This window comes from Flavobacterium seoulense, from assembly GCF_000695795.1.
In the GTDB taxonomy this organism is placed as follows: domain Bacteria; phylum Bacteroidota; class Bacteroidia; order Flavobacteriales; family Flavobacteriaceae; genus Flavobacterium; species Flavobacterium seoulense.
Genome location: NZ_JNCA01000009.1, coordinates 1 through 16536, shown reverse-complemented (window position 1 = coordinate 16536; position 16536 = coordinate 1). Strand labels below are relative to the sequence as shown.

Below are 16536 nucleotides of genomic sequence, written 5' to 3'. Positions count from 1 at the left end.
CAGATACATTATATAGGTATGATTGTTTTGAATAAAACACCAAAAACACATTATAAAACAGCTACATTTTGTATTCAAAATTTAATCTCAATTATAAAATAGTTATCTCTACTTTTTTGACTTAAACTTAAATGTCTTAAATTTTGTTAATTCTTTAGCTGACATCTTGTCATATCCATTTCATTTCTGCTATCTTTGTACTTTGAAACAACTTGAATGGAAAAGATTATTGAAGAGAGCAAACAAGGCGAAAGTCTTGTACTAGAAAACAAACCTGAGAATACTAAAAAACTCTTTATTGAAAGTTATGGCTGTGCGATGAATTTTTCAGACAGTGAAGTGGTAGCTTCCATTTTATCTGATGGAGGATACAACACCACTTCCGTTTTAGAAGAAGCCGATTTGGTTTTGGTAAACACCTGTTCTATTCGTGATAAGGCCGAACAAACTATTCGTAAACGTTTAGAAAAATACAATGCCGTAAAACGTACGAATCCGAAAATGAAAGTGGGCGTTTTAGGCTGCATGGCTGAACGTTTAAAAAGTCAGTTTCTGGAAGAAGAAAAAATAGTTGATTTAGTAGTTGGACCTGATGCTTATAAAGATTTACCAAATTTATTAGCCGAAGTTGAAGAAGGTCGTGACGCTATCAATGTAATTTTATCAAAAGAAGAAACTTATGGTGATATTTCACCCGTGAGATTAATGAGTAACGGAATTACAGCTTTGGTTTCCATCACTCGTGGTTGTGATAATATGTGCACTTTTTGTGTAGTTCCTTTTACCCGTGGTCGGGAGCGTAGTCGTGAACCACAAAGTATCATGTCTGAAATTCAGAATTTATGGGATAATGGATATAAAGAAATTACACTTTTAGGACAAAATGTTGATAGCTATTTATGGTATGGCGGCGGACTAAAAAAAGATTTCGTAAACGCCAGCGAAATGCAAAAAGCCACTGCGGTAGATTTTGATCAATTATTAGAAATGGTCGCTGTTGGATTTCCTAAAATGCGTATTCGTTTTTCGACTTCTAATCCACAGGATATGCACGAAAGTATTTTGCATGTAATTGCGAAACACCAAAACATTTGTAAGCACATTCACTTGCCTGTACAATCAGGAAGTAACCGAATTCTGAAAGAAATGAATCGTTTGCATTCTCGTGAAGAATACATGACTCTTATTGATAAAATAAGAACTATTATTCCAGATGCAGCTATTTCACAAGATATGATTGCCGGTTTCCCAACAGAAACTGAGCAAGACCATCAGGATACTTTGAGTTTAATGGAGTATGTAAAATATAATTTTGGTTATATGTATTCGTATTCTGAACGCCCGGGAACATTGGCAGGAAGAAAAATGCAAGACGATGTAACCGATGAAGACAAAGCAAGAAGATTACAGGAAATTGTCGATTTACAGCAAAAACACGCCTGGTTCCGTTCTGAAGAATTTATAGGAAAAACGGTAGAAGTATTAATCGAAAAGGTTTCTAAAAAATCAAAAGACGAATTCTCAGGTAGAAATTCTCAAAGTATCACCGTAGTTTTCCCAAAAGAAAATTATAAAATAGGTGATTTTGTAAATGTAAAAATTACAAGTTGCACCAGCGGAACCCTAAAAGGCGAAGCGATAGGGTATTCTGAAATGAATTAAAAGTTTTGCCACAGATTAAAAAGATTTTCACAGATTCTTAAAATCCTTATTAATCCTAAAAATCTGCGACAAAGAAAAAACAAATACACATGGAAGGTTACAGAGAAGAAGAAACATACAAAATTATAGGAATTTGCATGGAAGTTCATCGAAATCTCGGTCCTGGATTATTAGAAGTAGTTTACAAAGATGCTCTGGAAATTGAATTTAAAGAAAATAATATACAATTTGAGAGAGAGAAAAAGAATTTTCAGTTGAATACAAAGGTAAAATCTTACCTCATAAATTTTATGTTGATTTTGTTGTTAACGAAGATATTATTTTAGAAATTAAAGCTATAAAAGAATTCTCTAATGAGCATATTGCTCAAATTCTAAACTATTTAAAACTAGCTAAATCAGAAATTGGATTATTAGTAAATTTTCAAACAAAATCTTTACAGTATAAAAGATACTCTTTATAAAAATCTGTGAAAATCTTTTTAATCTGTGGCTAAAAAACAAATCATAATAAATTCATAAAATGAATTTGTGTAATTCGTGGTTAAAGAAAAAAATATGGAATCAGTTCAAAACATAAAACAACGATTTGAGATTATTGGGAACGACCCAAAGCTCAATCGTGCGATAGAAAAAGCCATTCAGGTTGCTCCTACTGATATTTCGGTTTTAGTAACTGGAGAAAGCGGTGTAGGTAAAGAAAATATTCCCCGAATAATTCATTCATTATCACACAGAAAACACGGTAAATATATCGCTGTAAACTGTGGTGCTATTCCTGAAGGAACTATTGACAGTGAACTTTTTGGTCACGAAAAAGGCGCTTTTACAGGTGCCACAAGCACTCGTGAAGGCTATTTCGAAGTAGCTAATGGTGGAACAATTTTCCTTGACGAAGTGGGCGAACTACCGCTAACTACTCAGGTACGCTTGTTGCGTATTCTTGAAAATGGCGAATTTTTAAAAGTAGGTTCATCGCAGGTTCAAAAAACAGATGTCCGAATTGTGGCCGCTACGAATGTCAATTTGTTTAGCGCTATCGAAAAAGGGAAATTCCGTGAGGATTTATATTATCGTTTGAGTACAGTAGATATTAATTTACCTCCATTGCGAGATCGAAAAGATGATATCCATTTATTATTTCGAAAATTTGCTGCCGATTTTGCACATAAATACAAAATGCCGCCTTTAAAACTGGATGACAATGCAGTACAATTATTGCAAAAATACCGATGGAGCGGAAACATTCGTCAGCTTAGAAACGTTGCTGAACAAATTTCGGTTTTAGAAACTAATCGGGATATTTCGGGAGCGACTTTGCAAACTTATTTACCACCTACAGAAGGTAATAATTTACCATCAGTAATTAATAGCAACAAAGCCGAAAGCGATTTTAGTACCGAAAGAGACATTCTATACAAAGTACTTTTCGACATGAAAAGTGATTTGAATGATTTAAAAAAACTGACTTTGGAACTAATGAAAAGCGGCGCAGCCAAAGCTCAGGATATTAATCCAAATTTAATTCAGAAAATATACGGTTCTAAAGAAGAAGACAGCGAAATTGAATTTGAAGAGCAGCCGGTTACTGCTGTGATGAATCCAAATCATAACGAAAATTACAATAATTCAGAAGACAATTACCTTTTTGCCGAAACCATCGAAGAAGAAGAAATATTACGTCTAGAGCAAAAAGAAATCGAAATGATTAAAAAATCATTAGAAAAAAACAAAGGAAAAAGAAAAGCTGCTGCTGACGAATTAGGAATTTCGGAAAGAACACTGTACCGAAAAATCAAACAATTCGATCTTTAAAAAGAAAAACCAATATTAAAATCCTAAATTGCTCCGCCAGTTCGCTAACGCTCGAGTCCAAATTCACTATCTTTGACAGAGTTTTTGAATTTCGAATATTGGAATTTGGAGTTTAAAAATTGGAATTTATTACATATTTTCATGAAAAAAATATATTCACTTTTTGCACTAATCACTCTTTTTATGTTGAGTGGTTGCGGAATTTATAACTTTACCGGAACAGGAAAAATTGATGCTAAAACCTTTCAGGTTAATTTCTTTCAAAATAATGCTGATTTAGTTGAGCCTGGAATTGATAGAACTTTTACTCTGGCATTACAGGATTTGTTAATGAATCAAACCAATTTAAACTTGGTAAACAGTGGTGCCGATTTAACCTACGAAGGCGAAATTGTGGATTATCGTGTTAGTCCAATGACTGCTACTGCCGATCAACAGGCTTCTCAAAACCGATTAAAAATACGAGTGAATGTGCGTTTTATGAATAGAAAAAAAGAATCTGATGATTTTGAAAAAACATTTGAATTCTATTATGATTTCCCTGCGGCTGCACAATTGCAAGGTGCTGTTTTAACTACTGCGCTGGATGAAATTTTTGAAAGAATTACGCAGGATATTTTTAATGAATCATTAGCCAAATGGTAAATGTTGATTCGGTTATTCGACAATCAAATAACCAAATAACCAAACAAACCTTATGAACGTAACCGATTATACTTATTTAATTAACAAACCCAATACAATTACCGAAAAGCAAACACTTGCTTTAGATAAGGTATTGGATGAGTTTCCTTATTTTCAAAGTGCAAGAGCCTTACGGCTAAAAGGACTTTACAATGAAAATAGTTTTAAGTACAATTCGGCATTAAAAGTTACGGCGGCGCATACTACCGACAGAGCTATTTTATTTGATTTTATCAGTTCAGAAGAATTTAATGCTATCCAAAAAGCATTATTCGAAAAGAAAGCTAACGAACTATTATCAATTAATGTAGTTGACAGCATCGAAGTTATTCAGGAAAAAGCTGTAGAAATAATTGAAGATTTTTCATTATCAGAAATTAATCAGGATAATGAAACTGAAACTTCATCAACAATAAATACTGCTGAAGAAAAATTAGAATTAGGCAAACCTTTAGAATTTTCTAAAAACGAAACACATTCTTTTCAGGAATGGCTTCAACTTTCCAGAATTCAGCCTATTGACAGAACATCTGAAGCTAATTCGAATTCGAAAAACGCAAACCAAGAAGAGGAACTTAAAAAGAAAAAAGAATCTATAATCAACAGGTTTATTGAAAACAACCCGAAGATTTCCCCAATAAAACCCGGAACTACATCCATAACAATAGACATCAATAAAGAAGACACCAGCTCATTGATGACTGAAACTTTGGCCAAGGTATATTTAGAACAAAAAAAATATCAAAAAGCGATTCAGGCATATGAAATATTAATTTTGAAATATCCAGAAAAAAGTAGTTTCTTTGCAGACCGCATATCGGATATTAAGATTTTACAACAAAACAATAATAATTAAGTAATGAGCACATTTTCAATTTTTTTAGTTTTAATAACAATAGTTTGTTTCCTACTGATTGTAGTAATTATGGTTCAAAACCCTAAAGGTGGTGGTTTATCATCTTCATTAGGAGGATCAACTCATTTAGGTGGAGTACAAAAAACAACTGACTTTTTAGACAAAAGTACCTGGACTTTAGCTATCGCTTTAATCGCTTTAATTTTACTTTCAAGTTTAAGCTTCACTGGATCTTTAAGCGATAACGATTCTAAAATCATTGACAATACTGAAGCTGCAGCTCCTGCAACTCCAGCGGCTACTAATCAGCCAGCTGCGCCTGCAACTCCAGCTCCTGCAAAATAATATCTATCTATCTGATAGATTAAAAATGCCAGCCTGTCAAAAGCTGGCATTTTTCATAAGAAAAAATGTCAGCATTTTTCGTGTGGCATAATTTCTGAAAACAAAATAGCAACAATAAAAATCATAATTTAAAATATAAAAACATGGCATTAAACATTAAACCTCTTTCAGATAGAGTTCTTATTGAACCAGCTGCAGCCGAAACTAAAACTGCTTCAGGAATTTTCATTCCGGATACTGCTAAGGAAAAACCACAAAAAGGAACTGTTGTAGCAGTAGGAAATGGATCGAAAGATCATGACATGACTGTAAAAGTAGGCGATACTGTACTTTATGGTAAATATGCTGGAACTGAATTAAAACTAGAAGGAACAGATTATTTGATTATGCGTGAAGATGATATACTAGCAATCATCTAAAATCCCCTCCCAACCTCCCCGAAGGGGAGGAGATTGAAATAAATAAAAATATTTACAAATAAAAACTATCTCGGCTCCCTCTCCTTTGGAGAGGGCTGGGGTGAGGAAAAATAAACAAGAAAAATGGCAAAAGACATAAAATTTGATATCGAAGCACGTGACGGATTAAAACGTGGTGTTGACGCATTAGCAAATGCAGTAAAAGTAACTTTAGGACCTAAAGGTCGTAATGTAATCATTGGAAAAACTTTTGGTGGACCAACTGTTACTAAAGACGGTGTTTCTGTTGCAAAAGAAATTGAATTAAAAGACCCATTAGAAAATATGGGAGCTCAAATGGTTAAAGAAGTAGCTTCTAAAACTAATGATTTAGCAGGAGACGGAACTACAACTGCAACTGTTTTAGCACAAGCTATCGTAAAAGAAGGTTTAAAAAACGTTGCTGCCGGAGCTAACCCAATGGATTTAAAACGAGGAATTGACAAAGCGGTTGAAGCTATTGTTACTGACCTTGCAAAACAATCTCAGGTGGTAGGAAGTGATTCAGATAAAATCAAACAAATTGCTTCTATTTCTGCAAATAATGACGAAGTTATTGGTGAATTAATTGCTACTGCTTTCGCAAAAGTGGGTAAAGAAGGAGTAATTACTGTTGAAGAAGCTAAAGGTACTGATACTTTTGTTGACGTTGTTGAAGGAATGCAATTTGACAGAGGATACCTTTCTCCATATTTTGTTACCAATTCTGAAAAAATGGAAGTAGAATTAGATTCTCCTTACATTTTATTATACGACAAAAAAGTTTCTTCTTTAAAAGAATTATTACCGGTTCTTGAACCAGTTGCTCAATCAGGAAAACCATTATTAATTATTGCTGAAGATGTTGATGGTGAAGCACTTTCTACATTAGTGGTAAACAAATTACGTGGTGCTCTTAAAATTGCTGCTGTAAAAGCGCCTGGTTTTGGAGACAGAAGAAAAGCAATGCTTGAAGATATCGCTATCTTAACTGGTGGAACAGTAATTTCTGAAGAAAGAGGATATACTCTTGAAAATACGACTATCGAAATGTTAGGAACTGCTAAAAGAGTAGCAATTGATAAAGACAATACTACTGTTGTAAGCGGTGCTGGTGAAGCGGAAATGATTAAAAACCGTGTGAACCAAATTAAAGGTCAAATGGAAGTTACAACTTCTGATTATGACAAAGAAAAATTACAGGAGCGTTTAGCTAAATTAGCTGGTGGTGTTGCTGTACTTTATGTTGGTGCTGCTTCTGAAGTAGAAATGAAAGAGAAAAAAGACCGTGTTGACGATGCTTTACACGCAACTCGCGCTGCTGTTGAAGAAGGAATTGTTGCCGGAGGTGGTGTAGCTTTGTTAAGAGCTAAAACTTCTTTAGCTGAACTTAAAGCTGAAAATGCTGATGAAGCTACCGGAATCCAGATTGTTTCTCGTGCTATTGAAGCTCCATTAAGAACTATTGTTGAAAATGCAGGTCTTGAAGGTTCTGTAGTGGTAGCAAAAGTGGCTGAAGGTTCAGCTGATTTTGGATATAACGCTAAAACAAATGAATATGTTGATATGCTAAAAGCAGGTATTATTGATCCTAAAAAAGTAACTCGTGTAGCTTTAGAAAATGCAGCATCAGTTTCAGGAATGATTTTAACTACTGAATGTGCATTAATCGACATCAAAGAAGAAAATGGTGGCGGAAACCCAATGGGTGGTGGAATGCCAGGAATGATGTAATATTTTTAGAATTACAATATAAAAATTCCAAATACCAAAAACTGGTATAAAACTAAAAAAATCCGTCTTGTTGAATTACGAGACGGATCTTTTATTTTTCTCTTCTATCCAGCGGGACATATATTTTGTACTTTTTAAAGTATGATGCTGCAGCAACTCACCCATAAAATTATTCAAACGATGCTGTTTGAAATTCGAAAGTAAAAATTGGATTTGTTTCGAAAAATCAACTTCGAACAAACTTTTTAAATAGCGGTTTTTAATTATTTCAACACCATTATTTTGAGCCTGAAGCCAAATTTCTTTTTCCTTATACAATTGAATTGCCTGTTCAACAAAAGTATCTGGATGATCAGCAACAAAACCATTCCACTGTAAATTACCTTGCATCGACTCATTACCGATAGAAGTGGTAACACTTGGCGTTCCGCATTGCATTGCTTCCAGTAACTTTCCTTTTATTCCTGCTCCAAAACGAAGCGGAGCTAAAACCACACGGGCTTTTTCGACAACTTCATTAGCATTTTCTGCCCGACCCTGAATCAGGAAACCTTCTTTTACATTATGTAATTGCGTGACTTTTTGAGAAGGATAAGCTCCGTAAATATTCAAAACAGCTTCGGGAAATTGCTTTTTTATAATTGGCCAAATTGTTTCTTTCAAATACTGAACTGCGTTCCAGTTAGGCTCATGAAGAAAATTACCAATAAATACAAAATCTTTTCGCTCTTCAAAAGAATGTAATTTATCTAATTCAGGAATCGCTTCTCTTTTTAATAAAAGTGGTAAATAATACAATAACCCAGCATCAATTTTAAAAATTGTAGTTAATAATTCGATTTCATATTCAGAAATCATCAACGACAAATCACAACGCAAAATACTTGCTATTTCACGTTTAGCAACTTCTTCAGCTAATAAATCTAAAACCTTAAATTCACGCTTTTCTTTAAATGCTTTTTGTCTTGCTAATCGCAAACAATGTAAATCTTCAGTATCTAAAATCCGTAAAGCATCCGGACAATTTTCAGAAACACGCCAGCCAAATTGCTCTTCGATCATAAATCGATCAAATAAAACCACCGCTGGATTTAATTCTTTTATAAAACTATCAAAACTGGAATTATTCAATTCAATGGATTCTTTTTGTACATCAAACTCACTCAAATCAACCATAAAATCACTATCCTGCGCCGGACTGGCAAAAATAACCTGAAATCCCTGCTTTTGAAACAACGAAATTAATTGCATCATCCTACCTCCTGCCGCCGAAGAATTGGGCTCAGGCCATACAAAACCAATAATTAATAATTTTTTCTGATTCATTGAACTAATAAATGAAGTAAACTAACGGTAAAATAGCAGCAAAGGTCGAAAATATAATAGAATACAAAGCAAAAAACTTAATTTTGTAACTTAAAACACAAAATCATGTTAGGATTAAAATTAGCCACAGATCCAAGATGGGTCAATATCGTAGAATCTAATATCGAAGAAATCCTGACAGACCACGCCTGGTGTGAGCAAAAAGCGGCTTCGAATGCTATAAGTTTGATTACTCAAAATTCAGAAAAAGAAGAATTAGTAAACGAATTAATACTGATTGCCCAGGAAGAATTAGAGCATTTTAAAATGGTTCATGATCTTATTAAAGAACGTGGACTTACTTTTGGTCGTGAACGCAAAGACAGCTATGTTAACGAATTGTTCAAATTCATGAAAAAAGACGGAAGTCGGAACGATGCTTTGTGCGAACGTTTGCTTTTTTCGGCAATGATTGAAGCCAGAAGTTGTGAGCGTTTTAAAGTCCTTTCAGAAAACATAAAAGATCCTGAACTGGCTAAATTTTACCGTGATTTAATGATTAGCGAAGCAGGTCATTACACTACATTTTTAGGTTTTGCCCGAAAATATGCCGACAATGTAGATGTTGATAAACGATGGGCAGCATGGATTGAATATGAAACTTCGATAATTACTAACTACGGAAAGAATGAAACTGTTCATGGATAATAATTTATTCCGTAATTCATTCCTAATCTTATTTGCCAAATAACTATTATTATCATGTCTCAAAAAAAAGTTCTGATTTTTAAAATAATAAAATATATAGGGATCACACTACTAACATTATTGATTTTTATGTTTGCGGCTCCTTATATTTTTGCCGACAAAATCAATGCAGAAATAAAAAAAGTAGCCAATCAAAAATTAAATGCTAAACTGGATTATTCTGAATCAAACATTTCTTTTTTCCACCATTTTCCTTCTTTGACTGTAAGTTTAGAAAATTTCAAACTAAATGGTTCTGCACCTTATCAAAACGAAAGTTTAATCACAGCTAAGGAAGTTGCTTTTGGTATTGATGTTCCTAGTTTAATCTTTGGAAAATCAGTCAACATAGACAAAATTTTTCTTTCTAACGCTGATATTAATGTAAAAGTAAGCAAAGAAGGATTAGCTAATTACAATGTTTACAAAGCGGATAAAACAAAAACTACTGAAAAGAATGAAGAAGACAGTTCGTTAAAACTAGAAAAAATAGAAATTGACAATACTAAAATTGTCTATGATGATTTATCGACCAAACTTCATTTTGATATTTTTGGTTTTAACTATTTAGGAAAAGGTGATTTAAGCAAAGCTATTTTTGATTTATCTTCTAAAGCGCAAATAGAAAAATTGAATCTTTTGTATGACAATGAGCCTTACTTAATGAACAAAAAAGTAAATGCTGATTTGATTACCAAAGTAAATGTCAACTCACTTTCATTTATTTTTCAGGAAAATGATTTGAAAATAAACAACCTAATTGTTGATTTTAAAGGAAAATTTGACTTCCTAAAAGAAGGTTACAAAATGGATTTTATCCTGAAAACCACTAATAGTGATTTACATGATTTCTTTACCGCTTTTCCTCCAAAATTTATTACCTGGCTGGACAAAACTAAATTATCCGGAAAAACTGATTTAAATTTATCTTTAAAAGGAGATTATATTGCTTCAAAAAATATAGCACCAAAACTTGAGTTGGATTTCAAAGTAAAAAACGGAAGCGTTAATTACAATCAAAGTCCTGCCACTATTAGCAATTTGAATATTGATTTTGACACACAATTGCCTTCATTAAATCCAGATTCTTTAATTGTAGATTTAAGAAACTTATCACTCAATCTTGGTGAAGAAACTTTAAAAGCAAAGTTATACAGCACAGGAACTTCAACTATTGATGTGAATGCTATGCTTAACGCCAAAATTGATTTAGAAAAACTAAATCGTGCCATAGGAATTCCGGATATTGAACTAAAAGGAATGCTGGTAGCTGACGGAACTGCAAAAGGAAAATATGACAAAAAAAACGGAACTTTCCCAGTGACCAATGCCGTTATTAACCTGACAAATGGCTATTTAAAAACAAAATACTATCCAAATCCAATAACTGATATCGGAATCGTATCGACAATTTCGAATCCAAAAGGAACTTTTGAAGATTTAAAAGTAGTCTTGCAACCCGCTCAATTTACTTTTGAAGGAAATCCGGTTTTTGTAAAAGCCAATCTTAGTAATTTTGACAATCTTATTTATGATATTACTGCCAAAGGAACTTTGGATATTGGTAAAATTTACCAGGTTTTTTCTCAAAAAAGTCTTGATGTAAATGGTTTCATTAAAGCTGATTTAGCTTTAAAAGGAAAACAAAGTGATGCCGAAAAAGGATATTATTCGAAACTAAAAAACAGCGGAACACTTGAAATTAGAAACATAAAATTAGCTTCTGAATATTTACCGAAATCATTTCTTATCAAACAAGGAATTTTTAAATTCAATAACGATAAGATGCGTTTCAATACATTCTTAGCTTCTTATGGAAAATCTGATTTTAAACTGAATGGTTATTTGCAAAATGTATTCAATTTTATGGCTTCTAAAAACGGCGTTTTACACGGTTCTTTTGCTTTAAACTCAAAATACATCAATGCAGACGAATTCATGTCTGAAACAACAAAAAAAGAAACTACAACGACGACAACTTCTGAAACAGGAGTGATTGTTATTCCTTCTAATTTAGATTTACATTTTACAGCCAATGCTCAAAAAGTGGACTTTAATGAACTTGAACTTAAAAATGCAAAAGGAAGTCTAAAAATGAAAAACGGTTTACTTAGTATGCAAAATACAGGTTTTGATTTAATAGGTTGTAATGTCGCTATGAATGCTACGTACAAAAGTGTCAATACTAAAAATGCCCGATTTGATTACCATATTAAAGCGAATGAGTTTGACATTAAACGTGCTTATAACGAAGTAAAATTATTTAGAGAAATGGCTAGTGCCGCTGAAAAAGCACAAGGAATAATTTCGCTAGATTATAATTTAAAAGGAAGGTTGAATGCTAATATGGAACCTGTTTTTCCATCACTTACAGGAAACGGAATAGTTTCTATAAAAAATGTAAAAATGTACGGCATGAAAATGTTTAGTACTGTTGCTAAAAAAACATCTAAAGAAAGTATTAAAAATCCTGAACTTAATAAGGTTGATATCAAATCGTCTATTAAAAACAATATAATTACTATAGAAAGATTCAAATTTAAGTTTGCCGGATTCCGTCCCCGAATTGAAGGAACAACGAGTCTGGACGGAAGATTAAACCTTAAAATGAGATTAGGGTTACCTCCTTTGGGAATCCTTGGAATACCGTTAATAATTACCGGAAATAAAGATAATCCAAAAATAAAAATTGGTCGAAAAACCGAAGATTTAGAAGAAACAAAGGATAGCATTCAATAATTTCCTCTTTTCCAAATAACAAAAAAATAGCCATCTCAATTACGAGATGGCTATTTTGTTATAGCTTTTATTTTAAAATACTATTTCTTCACAATAGCTTTTATTGTGTAATATTTGCCATTCTTGACATGCAAAAAGTAAACCCCTTTGTTTAAATCATTCAGAGACATTTGTTGCATCGTACTTGTTAAAGGTTCTGATTTGACTTTTCTAGCTAAAATATTATATAGCGAAAGTTGAGCACCATCAAAAACAGTATTTACTTTCACATTTAGAGTTGTTTCAACCGGATTAGGAAAAACAGTAACATTTTCGAAAATGCCTATAGCAGAAGTACTCTCACAACTTCCCAGTTTATCACCATGATTCAAATGAGCCTGAACTGCATTTTTACTTATACAAATCTCGGTATTATTATGACAAACCATAACTTTATCACCTGAATTACCACACTGCACATTTATTGCATTAACTTCTATTGAAGAAGTAGTTTGACAACCTTTGGCATCAGTTATAATTACAGTATAGCTTCCTGCAGTTGCTATAGCTATAGTCTGAGTCGTTTGATTTGTACTCCACGCATAAGAATAAGGTGCTGTACCTCCAGCAGCAATCGCTTTGATTGATAGCGAAGAAGTTCCATAACCAACATAGATGGTGTTTTTTTCATGTGCGTTATTAATAGCATACACATCAGGAATTGAAGCGGTCAATGCGATAGGATTTGAATCATCACAGTCGTCATTATTTTCTACACCACAAGGTACAGGTTCACCACTGCCCAATCCATCATCATCATTATCTGCATATAATATTTTACTATCATCGCAATCAGTATTATTTGTAGCATATCCTTCAGGAGCAACAGCTGAACATAACATTACTGCTACGTTCGATCCAAATCCATCCCCATCGGCATCTACATAATATAAAATTGGCTCATGAACATTAGGATCATTATCATTACAATCATCAATACTAGAATAACCGTCATTATCATTGTCAATTAGAGTAGTTACATTAAATATTTCTGAATATGCTGAAGAATCTGTTTTATTAGTTGCTTTTAATCGGTAATAGTATTTTGTATTAGAAGTTAAATTACTATCTGTGTAAGTCACTGCATTAGCTTCGACTTCCTTTATTTTTACAAATGAAATACTATCTATTGACCGTTCGATAACAAAATTAGCTTCATTATTAGAATTATCTTTCCAATTAAGTATTACTGAACTTGAAGGATTAGGAAGAGGCGTTAAATTAGCTTGAAAAGTTACTTCTGAAGGTGCATTAATAACTGTTGTATTGTATATAGCCGTAATTTCTGAAGCTGATAATGCATAATTGAATATTTTTAATTCATCTAATTTTCCTTTGTAAGGAGCAGGAGCTGTTCCCACTGCTAATTCCAGTTCACCGATATTTCCAATCACTAAATCTGTTGGCTCAGCAATTCCTCCTACTCCAGTTTCGTCAAGTTCACTCTGAAGTACTCCGTTTAAATATACACGTAATTTATGTGCAGTTACATCTCTCATCAAAACTACATGTTCCCAGTTTCCTGTATAAAATTTAGATCCAGTAGCTTTAACTTCTTTTTTAGTAACATCATCATCTATTGCAAAACGTAGTTCTCCACTTTTAAATTCCAGATTGTAGCGTTTACCTGTTGCACCTGTAGTTGTATTCTTTGTAAACGAACCTTTACACAATAAATACACTGAACTTGTTGATCCGGTAGGAAGCAAATTAGAAGCCGCATTCATCCAAAATGAAATCGTAAACGAATTGTTATTTAAATAAATTTGATCCTGATTAGGAATACTTGCCATATAATTATTGCTATTAGATGTCGCAAAATTAAGTGCATTATTAGCTTTTCCAGTTATTCTGACATTACTGTTATCAAAATCAGATTCTAATTTTCCACTATTATCATAAGTTGATAAATCACTAATCTCATCTCCATCTCCTGCTGCTTCTTTAAATGGCCAATGTCCAACCAGACCAACAGGAAAATCAGAAATTGTTCTAAAATCCCAAGTATCTCCAGTAGTTGTTCCTTTTAAATTTGTTGCATCAACTCTCCAATAATATTTAGTATTTATTGCCAAATTAGTTGCCAAATAAGAAGGACTAGCCACATAATTCACATCGGCTACTTTTGTTAATTGAGACGGATTAGTTCCAATGTAAACACTATAAGTTGTAGTTGTGTTACCTCCGGTCCATTTCAATAAAAGACTTCCATTTGCTAATTCACTAAAATTAAATCCATTTGTTGGACTAGGATTTAGTGTTTTTGTAGGAGCTGAAGGAATTGCTGGTGTAGTAATTGAACTTAAGTCACTATAAGTTGAAGATTCGGTAGTTGTAATAGCTTTAATTCGATAAAAATACTTTGTATTAGGAACTAAATTAGTATCGGTATAAGAAACTGTATTTGCTGAAACCTGTGCAATTTCTGTAAATGTGTTACCATCTAATGAACGCTCAATTACAAAATTAGTTTCGTTAGTTGAATTATCTTTCCAGTTTATAATAACTTTACTTGAGGGAGTTGGTAACTCAACCGAAGTTGCATTAAAAGTAATAGTAGTTGGAGGAATAATAAATTCAGGTGGAGTAGTGTTAATCAATCCGTTTATATAAACCTCAATATTTAAATATTCTGGAGAAGTAGTACTGAATGCAAGAGCATCGTTCGGATTATTTTTGTCTAATCCATTATTCTCTTCCCAAATATCAGGCATACCATCATTATCAGTATCTAAAGGTGATGGCGCGTTATAAACATGACCTGCTCCTCCATTAATAAAACCAAACTGTTTTGTTAAATCAGATTGTACATAAACATAAGTAGCTGTCGTTCCTTTAGACATTAAATCAGATACCATTAAATTATCTACCTGATCTCTTCTAGGATACGAAGCTCCTACACTTGATACTATCTTATCATAAGCTGCCTGAGCTGACAAAGGAGTATTTTTCATTGGATAATCATAAGGAGTAGACAAAATTGTTGATGCATCTCCTGTTGGATATCCTGTCAAATCCTGAGGAACTAAAGCTCCATCTAATAGTCCGTTTTTATTATTATCGAAATAATTTCCAGAACCATACACATTAAAATTAGCATTTCCTCTATTAAAAGGGGTACTGATTGAATTACTTGTATTTGGTCCACCAATAAAATAATTATTAATAATATTCACATCTGAACTACCTGCTGAATCTCCTCCCATAATGTAGGCATCTCCAGATTCAGTGTGTCCATAAGTATTTCCGTAATTACCCCAATTATAAACAACGTTATTTACAAACTCGTTAATCCCCTTTATTTTATTGTTACGGGTCTTGTTACAGATATATAAATTACCAATTAAACTAATCTTTCCACCTGCAGAAGGCTGAATCAAACCACCAGCAGAGTGATTATGACGATGTAAGCCTTGCCCCATAATAGAATTCTGTATGGTTATATTATCAGGACTCGTACCCTTATTATCCCAGTTAATTGAAAAAACTTCATCTGTCCCCCAACTAAAAGTCATATGATCAAATATCATATTAGCTCCATTAGCTAAACCAGATGCATCCTGATTTTGAGAAGTACCTCCATAACGTATACGTAAATATCTAGCTATTGTATTACTAGCTCCTGTAAAAGTAACTCTTGGCCCTAGAAACACAATTCCCTCTCCAGGTGCAGTCTGTCCAGCTATAGTTGTATTTTTAGAAACAACAATTTGCGATTGTAAGTTGACAATTCCTCCAACTTTAAAAATGACAAAGCGTCCTTCTTGGCTAACAGCATCTCGAAATGATCCTGGTCCACTATCATTTAAATTGGTTACTAAATAAATTTTAGGATTGGCAGCACCTCTGGCTCCCGTTGTAAATCTACCGAAGCCCTGTGCTTCGGGAAAGGCTAAAGTCTGGGAAGTTAAATCCCCTGAACCTAACGCAAGACCACAAAGCATTAAAGCTTTTGGAACTTGCTTAAAAAGTAAAGTTTTAAATTTCATAAATAAAAGATTAAGGTTGGTTACTCAAATCTAATTATTTAACATTTCATTAGCATCCTGTCCTGTCCTGTTCCGATTTTTTTTTAATTTAAAAACATTTCTAAAACGAAATGAATCAATCAGTAGCTATAAACCAAAAAACTCCAACTATAACTAGTTGGAGTTTTTTTGTGTTGTACTCAGAG

The 16536-nt window shown here is 33.1% G+C and carries 13 protein-coding genes; 11 read left to right on the top strand and 2 right to left on the bottom strand.

The genetic code is table 11. The annotated features are described in order from the left end of the window. Nucleotides 1–216 precede the first annotated feature (216 nt). The 9 genes from miaB to groL all read left to right on the top strand — a co-directional run bounded on the left by miaB (nt 217) and on the right by groL (nt 7532). Complete coding sequence (miaB, locus tag FEM21_RS04840) at nt 217–1662, top strand: tRNA (N6-isopentenyl adenosine(37)-C2)-methylthiotransferase MiaB (protein ID WP_035658492.1); 1446 nt, start codon at nt 217–219, stop codon at nt 1660–1662. An 89-nt stretch (nt 1663–1751) separates the two neighbouring features. Next, on the top strand, nt 1752–1988 hold the full coding sequence (locus FEM21_RS16770; protein WP_316930339.1) for a GxxExxY protein: 237 nt from the start codon (nt 1752–1754) through the stop codon (nt 1986–1988). After that, a complete protein-coding gene (locus tag FEM21_RS16765) occupies nt 1934–2125 on the top strand; it encodes a GxxExxY protein (RefSeq protein WP_316930340.1) in 192 nt (63 codons plus the stop codon). The genes FEM21_RS16770 and FEM21_RS16765 overlap by 55 nt, the downstream gene beginning before the upstream one ends. Before the next feature lie 94 nt (nt 2126–2219). Continuing rightward, nucleotides 2220–3476, top strand: coding sequence for a sigma-54 interaction domain-containing protein (locus FEM21_RS04830; protein ID WP_035658490.1), 1257 nt, complete (start codon nt 2220–2222; stop codon nt 3474–3476). Between the two features lie 141 nt (nt 3477–3617). Then, a complete protein-coding gene (gene lptE, locus FEM21_RS04825; RefSeq protein ID WP_081824637.1) occupies nt 3618–4121 on the top strand; it encodes an LptE family protein in 504 nt (167 codons plus the stop codon). 52 nt (nt 4122–4173) lie between these two features. After that, complete coding sequence (locus tag FEM21_RS04820) at nt 4174–5016, top strand: tetratricopeptide repeat protein (protein ID WP_035658488.1); 843 nt, start codon at nt 4174–4176, stop codon at nt 5014–5016. Nucleotides 5017–5019: 3 nt separating this feature from the next. Further along, entirely contained in the window at nt 5020–5361 is a 342-nt protein-coding gene (gene secG, locus FEM21_RS04815; RefSeq protein ID WP_035658485.1) for a preprotein translocase subunit SecG, read from the top strand. Nucleotides 5362–5504: 143 nt separating this feature from the next. Then, nucleotides 5505–5780, top strand: coding sequence for a co-chaperone GroES (locus FEM21_RS04810; RefSeq protein ID WP_035658483.1), 276 nt, complete (start codon nt 5505–5507; stop codon nt 5778–5780). 123 nt (nt 5781–5903) lie between these two features. Further along, nucleotides 5904–7532: a chaperonin GroEL gene (gene groL, locus FEM21_RS04805; protein WP_035658480.1), complete on the top strand. Its 1629-nt coding sequence runs from the start codon at nt 5904–5906 to the stop codon at nt 7530–7532. A 75-nt stretch (nt 7533–7607) separates the two neighbouring features. Here the strand turns inward: groL and FEM21_RS04800 are convergent, their stop codons facing one another. After that, complete coding sequence (locus tag FEM21_RS04800) at nt 7608–8858, bottom strand: glycosyltransferase (RefSeq protein ID WP_035658478.1); 1251 nt, start codon at nt 8856–8858, stop codon at nt 7608–7610. Between the two features lie 105 nt (nt 8859–8963). On the opposite strand from FEM21_RS04800, the gene miaE reads away from it, so the two are divergent. Both miaE and FEM21_RS04790 read left to right on the top strand, forming a co-directional pair. Continuing rightward, entirely contained in the window at nt 8964–9545 is a 582-nt protein-coding gene (gene miaE, locus FEM21_RS04795) for a tRNA-(ms[2]io[6]A)-hydroxylase (RefSeq protein WP_035658475.1), read from the top strand. Between the two features lie 129 nt (nt 9546–9674). Further along, complete coding sequence (locus tag FEM21_RS04790) at nt 9675–12323, top strand: AsmA-like C-terminal region-containing protein (RefSeq protein WP_236353524.1); 2649 nt, start codon at nt 9675–9677, stop codon at nt 12321–12323. An 80-nt stretch (nt 12324–12403) separates the two neighbouring features. Here the strand turns inward: FEM21_RS04790 and FEM21_RS04785 are convergent, their stop codons facing one another. Next, a complete protein-coding gene (locus tag FEM21_RS04785) occupies nt 12404–16351 on the bottom strand; it encodes a LamG-like jellyroll fold domain-containing protein (protein ID WP_081824636.1) in 3948 nt (1315 codons plus the stop codon). Nucleotides 16352–16536 lie beyond the last annotated feature (185 nt).